Genomic DNA, 14,330 nt, shown 5'->3' with positions numbered 1-14,330 from the left:
CATGCATCAGCCGCTTGTTTCTGTCATTACACCAACCTATAATTCTGAAGATTTTATTTCGGACACCATTGATTCGGTTCGTGCGCAAAGGTATGCTAATTGGGAAATGATTATTGTGGATGATGCTTCTTCAGACAACACGGTAGAAATTTTACACAAATACGCCGCAAAAGACGAACGTATCAAAGTACAGGTACTACAAACCAACTCCGGAGCCGCCATCGCACGAAATACAGCGATTGAGAAAGCTTCTGGACAGTATATAGCCTTTTTGGACGCAGACGATTTGTGGAAGCCTGAAAAGCTCGCAACACAAATCGCATTCATGCAAAAAAATGATATTGCGGTGAGTTTTTCCAGTTACGAATTGATGGACGAACAGGGAAATTCGCTTCAAAAAATGGTGAAAGCCTTGCCCAAAGTGAATTTCTCCAAAATGCTCAAAAGCAACTATATTGGAAATTTGACAGGAATTTACAATGCTCAAACATTGGGAAAAGTGTACATGCCCAACATTCGCAAACGACAAGATTGGGCATTATGGCTTACATTGGTTCAAAAAGTAGATTTTGCATACAGTTTGGAAGTGCCGCTTGCCATATATCGCGTGCGCGAAAACTCCATTTCGTCTAATAAACTAAATTTATTACAATACAATTACACTATTTACAGAAAGGCGCTTAACTTTGGCGTTTTAAAATCAATCGTGTATTTGATTCGATTTTTACTAGAACATTTCTTTATAAAACCACGACAAACCGTACCACTATGAACATTCTTGTATTAGGCTCAGGAGGAAGAGAACATACACTTACTTGGAAAATTGCGCAAAGTCCGCGTGTTACAAAACTATTTGTAGCACCAGGAAATGCCGGAACTGCTGGCATTGCTGAAAATGTGGCGATGAGCGTTAATGATTTTGATGCGATTGGAAAATTTTCTGTGGAAAACAATATTGACATGGTTGTGGTAGGACCCGAAGATCCGCTCGTCAACGGAATTCACGATTATTTTTTGAATGATGATGTTTTAAAAGGAATTCACGTGATTGGTCCGCAAAAAGAAGCTGCCGAATTGGAAGGAAGCAAAGAATTTGCAAAGAAATTCATGATGCGTCACAACATTCCGACCGCAGCGTATGAAAGTTTTACCAAAGAAACTGTAGAAGCTGGTTGCGAATTCTTAACAACCTTACAACCGCCGTATGTACTCAAAGCAGATGGTTTGGCGGCTGGAAAAGGTGTGTTGATTATCAACGATTTGCAAGAAGCACAAGATTCCTTACGTGAAATGTTAGTCGATGCCAAATTTGGAAACGCGAGTACCAAAGTAGTGATAGAAGAATTTTTAGACGGAATTGAATTGAGTTGTTTTGTCGTTACGGACGGAAAAAATTATGTAACACTTCCCACAGCGAAAGATTACAAACGTATTGGTGAAGGCGATACAGGCTTGAATACAGGTGGCATGGGCGCTGTTTCTCCAGTACCGTTTGCAGACGCAGAATTCATGGAAAAAATTGAATCGCGCATTATCAAACCTACAATTGATGGTTTTCAGAAAGATAGCTTACCGTATAAAGGATTTGTTTTTATCGGATTGATAAAAGTTGGAAACGATCCGTTTGTGATAGAATACAACGTACGAATGGGCGATCCGGAAACGGAAGTTGTCATTCCGCGTTTGGAAAATGATTTGGTAGACATTTTGGAAGCTGTAGGAACGCAGTCTCTAAATACGATTGATGTAAAAATCAAAAAAGAAGCAGCAACGACTATCATGGTAGTTTCGGGCGGTTATCCAGAAGCGTACGAAAAAGGAAAAGAAATTACGGGCATTCAAACCATTGAAGATGCTATTGTATTTCACGCAGGTACCAAATTGGACGGTGAAAAAGTGGTGACCAATGGCGGAAGAGTTATTGCCATTACCTCGTATGCAGATACGTATGAAGATGCCATAAAAAAATCTTACCAAAGTATAGCAAAACTACATTTTGATAAGATGTATTATAGAAAAGATATTGGCTTCGACTTATAAGTACGAATGCGCTGTTACATCTTTATTTTCTTCGCCGTTGTCGTTGAATTTTTTCAATTGTAATACCCAGTATACAATTGCTGCTGCACAAACCAACATAAAAATCCAGTTTAAAGTATTGGCAAGTGTCCAACTTTCTAGTTCTAGCTTACGCAATGCTTCAAATGGAAGAAATAATATTTCTTCAAACAAGTATGCAATTCCTTCAAAAAAACTTTTCATCGATAAATCGTATTATATTTACAGTACAAAAGTATAAAAACCTATAAATGATAACAAGCGTTTTTGGAAAATCAAAACCGATAAATTTTATTCTCTGTGCAGTATTGCTGTTAGTGTATTTTGTAATATACTTATTTTCAGGGTATAAAGCTGTTGGTTTGGAGTTTTTGACAGCGGAACTTCCAGTGGTTTTGTTACTGTTATTTTCCTTGTTTATGGTGAATTTTGTCGTAAAGAAGAACGATTTAACCGAACAAAACGATTATGCGCTATTTGTATTCACGCTGGTTATCGGATTTTTCCCTTCTATTTTTCAGCATATAAACATCGTATTGATGCAGCTTTTGATTCTTTTTGCCTTGAGGCGAATTATTAGTTTAGGCTCGTTGCGAAGTGTAAAACAGAAACTATTTGATGCTTCTTTTTTCATCGGTTTGGCTGTTTTATTTGATGCTTGGATGGTGCTTTATATGGCAATTGTATACTTAGGAATTCTACTCTATGTTTCAAGTGATTATAAAAATTGGCTTGTACCATTTATAGGATTTGGAGTCGTTGTGATGCTTTACAGTATATATGTTTACCTTACGAAACAAGCACTTCCTACAAATTCACTATTGGAGTTTGATGTGCAAATTAATTATTCAACGACAAACTATAGACGTATTGCACTACATTTTGTAATCGCATTTCTTTTTAGCATAATTTTTGTACTATTTTTATTAAAATACAAAAGCTATTCTTCTCAAAAAAAGCTTTCTTTTTTAATAATCAAAATGCTATTTTTTATAGGAACATTTTACGTGTTATTAGCTAAAAATAGCATTCAAAATTCAGAGTTTTTATTCGCATTTCCGTTAGCTGTTTTTATGGCAAATCTTCTCGAAAATATTGAAAACAAAAGGATTGCAAATAGTATACTGTTTATACTAATGATTGTTAGTTTTCTCTTCAACATATATCTTAAAGAAGCTTAAAAACCATAAATTAGATAAAGTAAAAACCTACTTCATTGTAAGTAAATACACCTAAAAAATACTTTTTCTCGAATTTAATGACGTTTTATCTAAAAGAAAACCTCTTTTCAGCATTTTAGGATAATTCCAAATATTTTTGTGTTCGAGAATTAAGCCGCTCACCCCAAACTTATTGTAAACAAAATCTATTTTATCTGCTTCGGGCACATATAATAGTAAACTAAACAGCAAATCAATGAAGACTAAAATTACTCTTTTGGTCCTAATCGCCTTATTAGGATTAACCAATGTTTTCGCTAATTCAATGCCTACCAGCGAAAATGTAGTCGAGAATGAAATGATGACCACAGATGGTAACTTAATTATCATTTCGGCAGGAAAAAGAATCTACAAACTCGACATGAATACGTACCACGCTACGTTATTGGCAACTTCACCTTATGTAAACGAAATTAACTCTATCGCTAGTGACGCAAGTACAGGATGGATTTTTTACGTTTCAAACCACATTTCCAGTTACAACTGGACGATTTATGGTTACAATGTGTACACAAATACACATAAAAACTTTGGGTCGGTGCGACACTTTTTCACAGGAACAGGTCATGCGTACTCTTCTAGAGGTTTAGCTTCTGGTGGAGCAACATTTTACAACGGGAAATTATATTTCGCAATGGAATATCCTGTATATTGCTACTACTACAGAGATGGAAGAAGAACTTCTTCAGTAAATGAAAATCCTAAAGATGAATTAAACAATAATCCAAGAGCAGCAACGACAACATCTACAGGAATGTTTAGTACAAGAGGAACTAGCGTTTCTACAGAAGAAGATGTTGTAGACAATGGAGGAAGAGATGGAAATGGAGAAACTCCTGCGGATTTCGTAATTATTGAAGCAGAAGAAGCAAACCAAATTAACGATAATGTAAGTGATTACATTCCTGAAGAAGACTTACCACAAGCAGATTCGGGAACCTCAGATGACAACTTAGCACAAAGAGGAAACACGTACCAAACAGAAACTACGTACTACTACAGCTCATACAACAATAACATTTACTTATTGGAAATTAGCTTTAATGGATTAGCTGATACTTCTGGTCAAACAACTTCTGTAGCTAATGGAAGACCAGTATATGACAACTGGGGATACTCTAGCTTCTTATACAAAGGAGAACTAGGAGATATCGTAGTAGATGACAACGGACAAATGTATGCAGCTACATCGTATCAAGTACAAGCATACAACTTCAATAGCAACAGATATGACTGGGCAAACAATGAAGATGTATATGCGCAAATGGCGAAAGATAAGTACAGCAATCTTCAATTATTGAAGAACAAAAGACAATGTTCTACAACATACTACAACGGTTGTCCTCACACAACATGTACATTAAAAAGTTTTGTACAAAAATATACAGCGCCAGCTCAATTAAGAACGTACAACAGCTTACAATTAGGTTCTTTAATTGAAATCTCAGGATTAGATCCACACGATGTTGGTAAAATTACAGACGCGTCTGACTATGTAGACTTAACGCCACCTGTATCTTACAAAGTAAAAGGTATCGTATACGACGATAACAACGAAGATGGAAACATTGATGCAGGAGAAACTGCTACATCAGGAATTACAGTAACATTATATGCTGACAACAACAACGATAATATGTTGGATTCTGGAGATACTGTAATCAACTCACAAACTACAGATGCAAACGGAGCATACGAATTTAACAATATCGATGTTGCTGAAACATTAGTAGCTGTGACTGTACCAAATAATACTCCAACAACTACATTTACATCAACAACTCCAGAAGTAGTAGCAATATCAGGTTCTACAAACGATGTAATTGTTGATTTTGGAATTAATGAAGCATTAATTCCTATAAATTATGATGTTTTCGGAACTGTATACGATGACAATAACGAAAATGCAACCTTAGATGGCGGTGAAGCAGGATTAGAAAATGTAACACTTACGTTATATGCTGATAACAACGCTGACGGATTGTTAGACTCAGGCGACACTGTAATTTCAACAACTACATCTGCAAACGATGGAACATACAGTTTCTTACATGTATGTGTTCAAAATACAATTGTAGCGGTAACAGTACCAACAAATACTGGAGATTTTACATACACATTAACAACTGCTGGAACACAGGCTATCGATTCTATCAATACAGACGTAACAGGAGTTGATTTCGGAATCAACGAAGTTCAAGTAATTGACTATGCAATTTCAGGAAATGTATATGATGACAACGACGAAAGCGGTGCGCAAGATGCTGGCGAGGATAATTTAGAATCTATCACAGTTACTTTATATGCTGATAACAATGCAGACGGTGCAGTAGACGCTGGTGATACGGTAATCGGAACAGCAACAACAGCTGCAGACGGAACGTACAGTTTCTCAAACGTAACTGTAGAAAATACAGTAGTAGCAGTAACTGTTCCAGGAAACACACCTGCGTTCACGTATACATTAACAACTGCAGGTTCAGTAAATACAAGTTCAACAACTACAGACGTAACAGGCGTAAACTTCGGAATCAACGAAGTAGAAGTTATTGACTACAACATCTCAGGAGTGGTGTTTGATGACGACAACGAAAGTGGAGATATCAACCCATCAGAAGGAAGAATTGAAAACGTAGTTGTTAGATTATACGAAGACGTTAATGCTGACGGTGCACTTGATGCAAACGATGTTCAATTAGCAAACAGAGCTACTGGAGCAAACGGGGAATACCAATTTGAAAATGTATCTAAAAGAAATACATTAGTAGAATTTACAGTACCAGCAAACTCTCCAAACTTTACGTATGTTGCAACTACGCCAGATGTAGTAGCGGTTTCAGGAACTATCAACGATGTAACTGACGTAAATTACGGAGTTAACAAAGAGCAAGTTATTGATTACAACATCTCAGGAACTGTATTTGATGACGACAACGAAAACGGTACAGCAGATGCTGGAGAGCGTGATTTACAAAATATCACAGTAACGTTATACGCTGATACAAATGCAGACGGAGCAGTAGATGCTGGTGATACAGTAATCGTAACGGCTACAACTGCAAACGACGGTTCCTACAGCTTCTCAAATGTAACGGTTGAAAACACTGTAGTGGAAGTAACCGTACCTGCAAACACTGCAAACTTTACATACACATTAACTACAGCGGGTTCAATAGATACGAGTTCTTTAATTACAGATATTACAGGAGCTGATTTCGGAATCAATGAAGTAGAAGTTATCTTATATGATATTTCAGGAACTGTATTTGACGATGATAACGGTGACGGAATTAAAGATGCTACTGAAGGATTTGTAGAAGCAGTAACAGTAACATTATACGCTGACAACAACGGTGATGGAATTCTTGATGCGGGAGATACTGCAATCAGTACAACAACATCAAGCACAACAGCTGGTGACTATAGCTTTACAGGAGTTACTGTAAGAAATACAATTGTTGCGGTAACAGTACCAACAAATACAGCAGATTTCACATACACGTTAACTACAGCAGACGCACAAGCAGTAAGTTCAGCAATTACAAACGTAACAGATGTTGACTTCGGAATTGATCGAGTATTAATCGTAGACTATAGTATCTTCGGAACTGTGTATGATGATGACAATGAAAATGCAATCTTAGATGCTACTGAAACAGGAAGATTAGAAAATGTAACAATTTCCTTGTATGTAGATGAGGATGCTGATGGAAGAGTAGGAAGCGAGGATACGCTAATTACAACAACAACAACAGCAGCTGACGGAACATATTCGTTCTTAAACGTTACAGTTCAAAACACAATTGTAGCAATTACAGTACCTGACAATGGTGGAGGATTCACTTATTTATTAACAACGGCTAGTAGCTTTAACTTAAGCTCTGTAGATACAGACATTACGGATGTTGATTTTGGTGTAAATCGTGCACCAGCAAACTACAATATCTCAGGAAATGTATTTAACGACGTAAACGCTGATGGAGTGAATGCTACAACAGAAGCAGGATTGTCAGGTGTGGTTATCAACTTATATGAAGACTTAAACCAAAACGGAAGAGTAGACAGAGGTGAACCATTAATTGCAACCGCAACTTCTGATAGAAGTGGAAACTACAACTTTACAGGAATTACGGCTCCAAATGTAATTGTACAAATGGTATTACCAGCAAATACACCTCAATTTACATTTACACCAACAACACCAGTAAGTGTTGTGGTAACAGGAAGCACTTCTACAACAATTGACTTTGGTATCAACAGACAATTAGTAGTATTGTACAATGTTTCTGGTATTGTTTGGGACGATCAAGATGCTGACCAAATAAAAGATAGTACAGAATCTCGATTGGAAGGAGTTGCAGTAACACTTTACGAAGATGTTAACGCAAACGGAGCTTTAGATATGGTTGATAGATCATTAAGTACAATTACGACTTCAGCAACTGGTTTCTATCAATTCTCTAACGTAAACCTTCAAAATGTATTGGTAGTACCAACGGTGCCATCAAACGGAACACTTACAACACCAAATAGTAGAGCTATTTCTAGTATCAATACCAACGCAATTGATGTTGATTTTGGTATCAAAATCGCATCGACATTGTTCCAAGTAACAGGAGTTGTATTTAATGACCAAAACGCAAACGGAATCATTGATGCTGGAGAAGAGTCAATTGACGGATTACCAGTAGAAATCTATGCTGATACTGACTTATCTGGAACATTTGATCCTAACTTAGACTTGTTAGTAGCATTTACACAAACATCGAATAGTGGATTCGGATTCTTAAATCCTAACTACTTAGTAGATGATATTCCAGGAGGACAAGTATTCATCGTAGTCATCATTCCAGAAGATACCATCTTTACAACGTACACACCAACATTCGATCCAGATTCTGGAACAGCGAACCCAGATGGTGTATATCCAACAAACTTAAATACAAACTTGGTTGATATCAACTTTGGTATTAAAGTGGAAGATGCAAACTCTACATCAAGAGCAGCAAATGAAGATGATGTACTATTTACCAACGGTAGCAGCATTGACGCAGCTCCAGAAGATGTATCTGAAAGATTGCGTTTGTATCCAAACCCAACCGTAAGAGATATCGCTATCAACGCAGATGAGTTTGCAGGCGATGTTACGGTAGAAATCTACAACGACAGAGGTTATCAAGTAGTAAACACAACGGTAAGCTCATTCGGAAGTGAATACAAAGTAGACGTTCAGCGTTTAGCGCCAGGAATGTACTATGCAAAATTCACCTCAAGAAATAAAGTTGCTAGCAAGAAATTCATCAAGAAATAATTTATAGCAAGAAACCCTTAAACCTTAAAAAGAGTCGCTCTAATAGCGGCTCTTTTTTTGCTTTATCGTTTGATATTTAAAGTAAGAAAAGCTCAAATTCAAGCTTAATATGACGATATTGCCATCAAATAGGTATTAAAAGTCAAAAGAACGATGACAAAACCGCTCTAAAAATTCCATTAAACAGTTCATTTTTGCTTAAAATTTATCTCAATTTTGCAAAAAAAGAAATTATATTTTTCATTTTTACTAAAGAAATAGCTGTCAAAAAAGGAAACATTAATTGCATAAAAAAATAAGAATTTGGAATTTTTAACAAAAATTAGTTAAAAATATACTTACACGTGCTGAAAATATTTTTCGAAGACATTACAAAAAGAAAAAAATAGAGCAAAAAACACCTGCTTTAAATTACAAAAAAAGTAGTAATAAGTTTACTAAAATAGCTTTTCGTCGTTAAAAATAATCACTTCATCTAATTGACATAAAAATGTCAGTCAATTCCTTACAAAAAAGATAAATTCGCCATCGAGAAATAAGCCACTCATCCCGAACCTAGTATTAATTATTCTGTTGTATGTAAAAAAGCCGCATACAACTAGCTAAACACGAATCAATTAAAATGAAGACAAAAATTACTCTAAGCGCAATTGCGCTGTTTTTAGCGTGCCTTACGCTGAACGCAGTTAACACTTCATCAAACAAATCTTACGAAACCTTACCGACCGCAAACGTAGAAGAAAACGCTTCTGCAACGGTAGATTTACACGGTTTTATTTTTGAATTTTTAGGAGTACAGTACAACCTTGACGGAACCTCAACTTGGACGTATAAAGTTACAGGTAATGGCGCAAGAAGAAGTTTATCACACTGGAAACTTAAATTGTATGATGATCACACGGTTAACTCTGCCTCTCCAAATACTTGGGAAGCACATGTAGATCCACACTTTCAATACTACGGAATCAAATGGGATTCTTCTGTAAACAAAAATGGAGGAATGAAAACATTCTCTTTTACGTTAGATGGAAGATACGATATTGGAGAAGTTGACTTTGGATACAAAGCAGGAAGAAAGTTATTCCACGGAACCATTTTAGGACCAACAAATCCATTAACAAGTTCAATCTCTGGAACAGTATTCAACGATACAAATGCTAACGGTGTGTTAGATGGTGTTGAAAGATTCCTTCCAAATGTTCAAGTAAACTTATACGATGATGTAAATGGAAATGGCGTTGTTGACGCTGGTGAGCCATTATTGGAAACGCAAATCACTGATGGAGTTGGAGGATATATTTTCTCAAACACTTCAGCAATCAACGTAATTGTGGTAGCAGAATTGCCATCAAACACTATTGATTTTACATACCAAGCAACAACACCACTTACAAACGCAATGTTTGTTACAACTGGTGATATTACAAATATTGACTTCGGTATCAAAAGAACACAAATACAGTTTTACGACATTTCAGGAGTTGTATATGATGACAACAACGAAAATGCAATGAACGACAACGAAGCTGGTTTAGCTGGTGTTGAAGTAAACTTATACAACGATGCCAATGCGAACGGATCGCTTGAAGCAGATGAAATTTTAGTATCAACCACAACAACAGACGCTAACGGTGCATACATATTTACACAAGTAATGTTTACACACGTTATTGTAGAAGCGGTAAAGCCAAGAAACACGGCAGCTTTTGACTATGTTGCTACTACCGATTCGCAAGAAGCAATCACAATGCTCAACCAAAACATCATCGATGTTAACTTTGGAATTAACGAAACGCAACTTGTAAACTACAACATTTCAGGAAATGTTTTTGATGATAACGACGCTAATGGAGTTGCTGATTTAGGAGAAGATGCTCTAGAAAACATCTCAATAACATTATATGTTGACAATGATAACGACGGCACTGTAACTTTTGCAGATACTGTAATCGCTTCAACAACAACTGCGGCTGACGGAACTTATAGCTTCTCAAATGTAACAGTTCAAAACACATTAGTATCTGTAACAGTACCACTAAGTACAACAACATTTACGTATGTATTAACAACCGCAGATGTAGTAAATACAAGTTCTGCTACAACTGATGTTACCAACGCAGATTTCGGAATCAACAAAGAATTAATCGTAGCATACAATATCTTCGGAACTGTATACGATGACGAAAACGAAAATGCTACATTAGATACTGCGGAAGCAGGAAGATTGGAAAACGTAACTATCACACTATTCGTAGATGAAAACGCTGATGGAAGAGTAGGAACGGATGATACAGTTATCGCAACTACAACAACTGCGGCTGATGGAACGTACGAGTTTTTAAATGTAACAGTTCAAAATACGGTAGTTGCCGTTACAGTACCAAGCAATGACGCTAGCTATAGCTACGCATTAACTACGGATGCAAGACGCGAAATCAGCTCTGTAGATACAGATGTAGTAGATGTTAACTTTGGAATCAGCAAAACAGCATTAAGCTTTAACGTAACTGGAAATGTTTTCAATGATGGTGATGCTGACGGAATGAATGCTCCAACGGAAGCAGGATTGTCTGGAGTGGTTATCAACTTATTTGATGACTTAAACCAAAACGGAAGAGTAGACAGAGGTGAGCCATTAATTGCAACTACAACTTCTGATAGAAGTGGAAATTACCAATTTACAGGTATCACAGCTACAAATGTAATTGTTCAAGTAATCATACCAGCAAACACTCCTCAATACACATACACACCAACTACGCCTGTAAGTGTAGTAGTAACTGGTGGTGCTTCTACAACAATCGACTTTGGTATCAACAGACAATTGGTAGTACTTTACAATGTTTCTGGTCTTGTTTGGGACGATGCAAACTCAGATCAACAAAAAGATTTATTTGAATCTCGATTGGAAGGAATTGCAGTAACACTATACGAAGATGCAAATGCTAACGGTACCTTAGATACGGCTGACAGATCATTAAGTACAATTACGACATCAGCAACTGGTTTCTATCAATTCTCTAACGTAAACCTTCCAAACGTATTGGTAATTCCAACATTGCCATCAAACGGAACATTTACAACACCAGATAGTAGAGCTATTTCTAGTATCAATACCAACGCAATTGATGTTGATTTCGGTATCAAAATTGCCTCAACATTATACCAAGTAACAGGTGTTGTATTTGATGACCAAAACGCAAATGGTATATTTGATGACGGAGAAGGAACTATTGACGGATTACCAGTAGAAATCTATGCTGATACTGACTTGTCTGGAACATTCGATCCGAACTTAGACTTGTTGGTAGCATTTACGCAAACATCAAACAACGGATTCGGATTCTTAAATCCTAACTACTTAGTAGATGATATTCCAGGAGGACAAGTATTCATCGTAGTTATCATTCCAGAAGATACCATCTTTACAACGTACACACCAACATTCGATCCAGATTCTGGAACCACAAATCCTGACGGAGTGTATCCAACAGTGATGAACGCGAACTTAGTAGACATTAACTTTGGTATTAAAGTGGAAGATGTAAACTCTACCTCAAGAGCTGCAAATGAAGAAGATGTACTATTTACAGATGGAAGCACTATCAACACTGCTGTAGAAGATGTATCTGAAAACTTGAGATTATATCCAAACCCAACTGTAAAAGAAATCGCAATCAATGCAGATGAATTTGCAGGTGATGTTACTGTAGAAATTTATAATGACAGAGGTTATCAAGTACTAAACACAACGGTAAGCTCGTTCGGAAGTGAATACAAAGTAGACGTTCAGCGTTTAGCGCCAGGAATGTACTATGCAAAATTCACCTCAAGAAATAAAGTTGCTAGCAAAAAATTCATCAAGAAATAATTTATAGCAATAACCCTCAAACCTCAAAAAGAGTCGCTGCAAAGCGACTCTTTTTTTGTTCATACACCTAACAAAACCACAAAACGCTGAAAAATCAATAGATTTCAAATCTTATAGGAAACTCAAATATTAACGTATATTTGCATCAAAATAATAGCATTATGTTTAGTGATCTCGCAAATACCATATTTCAAGAAAGCATTGAAAAATATCATATCATTGATAGTGTAGACCAACCTTTTGAAAATCCATATCCAAAAGATAAAATAGAACACTTACTCTACAGAAAAAATTGGATTGATACAGTTCAATGGCATTATGAAGACATTATTAGAGATCCAAATATCGATCCTGTTGCAGCACTCAAATTAAAACGTTTGATTGATGCTTCTAACCAAGATAGAACCGATACGGTGGAATATATAGACAGCTACTTTTTGCAAAAATACAAAGACGTTCAACCAAAAGAAACGGCGACTATCAATTCGGAAAGTCCTGCTTGGGCTATTGATCGCTTGTCTATTTTGGCATTAAAAATCTATCACATGCAAGAAGAAGTCGATCGTGAAGATGCTTCGGAAGCACACAAAGCAAAATGTCAAGACAAATTAAACATTTTGCTAGAGCAACGCGTCGATTTATCAACCGCGATTGACCAATTGATTGCCGATATTGAAAACGGTGACAAATACATGAAAGTGTACAAGCAAATGAAAATGTACAACGACGATGACTTAAATCCGGTATTGTACAACAAAAACAAATAAACGTCTCACCATAGGTACACAACCATGGAACAGACTTCCAAACACATTCTAGTCATACGTCTCTCAGCCATGGGAGACGTTGCTATGACGGTTCCTGTCATCAAAGCCATGGTTCGTGAATATCCAGAAGTGAAAATTACGGTGGTTTCACGAGGTTTCTTTCAACCGATATTTGCCAATATTCCCAATGTATCTTTCTACACGGCAGACGTAAAAGGCAAGCACAAAGGCGTTTTTGGACTTTTCAAACTCTACAAAGAACTCAAAAAACTACACATTGATGTCGTTGCCGATTTGCACAATGTGTTGCGTTCAAAAATACTGCGTTTTTTCTTTTTCCTTGGCGGATACAAAATCGCGTTGATTGACAAAGGAAGAGCTGAAAAAAAAGCCTTGACACAAGGAAAAATCTTCCAGCAACTCAAAACAACACACGAGCGATATGCGGATGTTTTTAGAAATTTGGGATACAATGTGTCACTCACACAAGATGATGTTTTACAACCGTTGCAACTTACCGAAAACAGTCAAACAATTCTCAACAAAACCACTAAAAAAACCATTGGAATTGCGCCGTTTGCCGCTTTCGCGGGAAAAACCTATCCAGTCGCACAAATGGAAGCTGTCATATCAAAATTGGCAGACACCAAAAACTATCATATCATCCTTTTTGGCGGACCAGCAGATGTGGCACAACTTTCCACATGGGAAGAAGCGTATGACTCGGTAACTAACGTTGCTGGAAAACTATCCTTTCAAGAAGAACTTGAACTCATTTCCAATTTAGACGTTATGCTTTCCATGGATTCTGGAAATGCACACTTAGCCGCGATGTTTGGTAGAAAAGTAATCACCATTTGGGGCGTAACGCATCCGTTTGCAGGATTTTATCCCTTCGGGCAACCCAAAGAAAATGCACTGTTAGCAGACAAAGAAAAATATCCACTCGTACCAACTTCCATCTACGGAAACAAATATCCAGAAGGCTACGAAAACGTGATGCAAACCATCACTCCAGAAGCGGTTGTAAAGAAAATTGAGGAAGTGTTACGTAACGGATAATCCATGGAATATCAAACATCATTTTGAGTTACTTATTGAGA

Annotated in this window: 8 protein-coding genes; 7 read left to right on the top strand and 1 reads right to left on the bottom strand. The window is 36.8% G+C overall.

What is annotated here, in order from left to right:
* Position 1: 1 nt before the first annotated feature.
* Positions 2 to 772, top strand: a complete 771-nt coding sequence (locus C8N46_RS13095) for a glycosyltransferase family 2 protein (protein WP_108115363.1) — start codon at positions 2 to 4, stop codon at positions 770 to 772.
* Positions 769 to 2,040, top strand: coding sequence for a phosphoribosylamine--glycine ligase (gene purD, locus C8N46_RS13090; RefSeq protein WP_108115362.1), 1,272 nt, complete (start codon positions 769 to 771; stop codon positions 2,038 to 2,040). Before C8N46_RS13095 ends, purD begins: the two co-directional genes overlap by 4 nt.
* On the opposite strand, the gene C8N46_RS13085 is transcribed toward purD, so the two are convergent.
* Positions 2,035 to 2,262 carry a DUF6341 family protein gene (locus tag C8N46_RS13085; RefSeq protein WP_108115361.1) on the bottom strand — a complete coding sequence of 76 codons (228 nt, stop codon included), beginning with the start codon at positions 2,260 to 2,262 and terminating at the stop codon, positions 2,035 to 2,037. The two genes, purD and C8N46_RS13085, sit on opposite strands and share 6 nt — an antisense overlap.
* A 47-nt stretch (positions 2,263 to 2,309) precedes the next feature.
* Between C8N46_RS13085 and C8N46_RS13080 the strand changes: the two genes are divergently transcribed.
* From C8N46_RS13080 to C8N46_RS13060, 5 genes are all read left to right on the top strand, one after another.
* On the top strand, positions 2,310 to 3,239 hold the full coding sequence (locus C8N46_RS13080) for a DUF6427 family protein (RefSeq protein WP_108115360.1): 930 nt from the start codon (positions 2,310 to 2,312) through the stop codon (positions 3,237 to 3,239).
* A gap of 235 nt (positions 3,240 to 3,474) precedes the next feature.
* The gene (locus C8N46_RS13075; protein ID WP_108115359.1) at positions 3,475 to 8,589 is read left to right on the top strand and encodes an SdrD B-like domain-containing protein; all 5,115 of its coding nucleotides are present in this window, start codon (positions 3,475 to 3,477) and stop codon (positions 8,587 to 8,589) included.
* Positions 8,590 to 9,211: 622 nt separating this feature from the next.
* Positions 9,212 to 12,460 carry an SdrD B-like domain-containing protein gene (locus tag C8N46_RS13070; RefSeq protein WP_108115358.1) on the top strand — a complete coding sequence of 1,083 codons (3,249 nt, stop codon included), beginning with the start codon at positions 9,212 to 9,214 and terminating at the stop codon, positions 12,458 to 12,460.
* A gap of 161 nt (positions 12,461 to 12,621) precedes the next feature.
* Positions 12,622 to 13,227 carry a DUF4254 domain-containing protein gene (locus tag C8N46_RS13065; RefSeq protein WP_108115357.1) on the top strand — a complete coding sequence of 202 codons (606 nt, stop codon included), beginning with the start codon at positions 12,622 to 12,624 and terminating at the stop codon, positions 13,225 to 13,227.
* A gap of 24 nt (positions 13,228 to 13,251) precedes the next feature.
* Positions 13,252 to 14,289, top strand: coding sequence for a glycosyltransferase family 9 protein (locus tag C8N46_RS13060; RefSeq protein ID WP_245896854.1), 1,038 nt, complete (start codon positions 13,252 to 13,254; stop codon positions 14,287 to 14,289).
* Positions 14,290 to 14,330 lie beyond the last annotated feature (41 nt).

The organism is Kordia periserrulae (genome assembly GCF_003054265.1).
GTDB lineage: Bacteria > Bacteroidota > Bacteroidia > Flavobacteriales > Flavobacteriaceae > Kordia > Kordia periserrulae.
The sequence above is the reverse complement of the archived record's forward strand: the minus strand, read 5'-3'. Positions and strand labels throughout refer to the sequence as shown.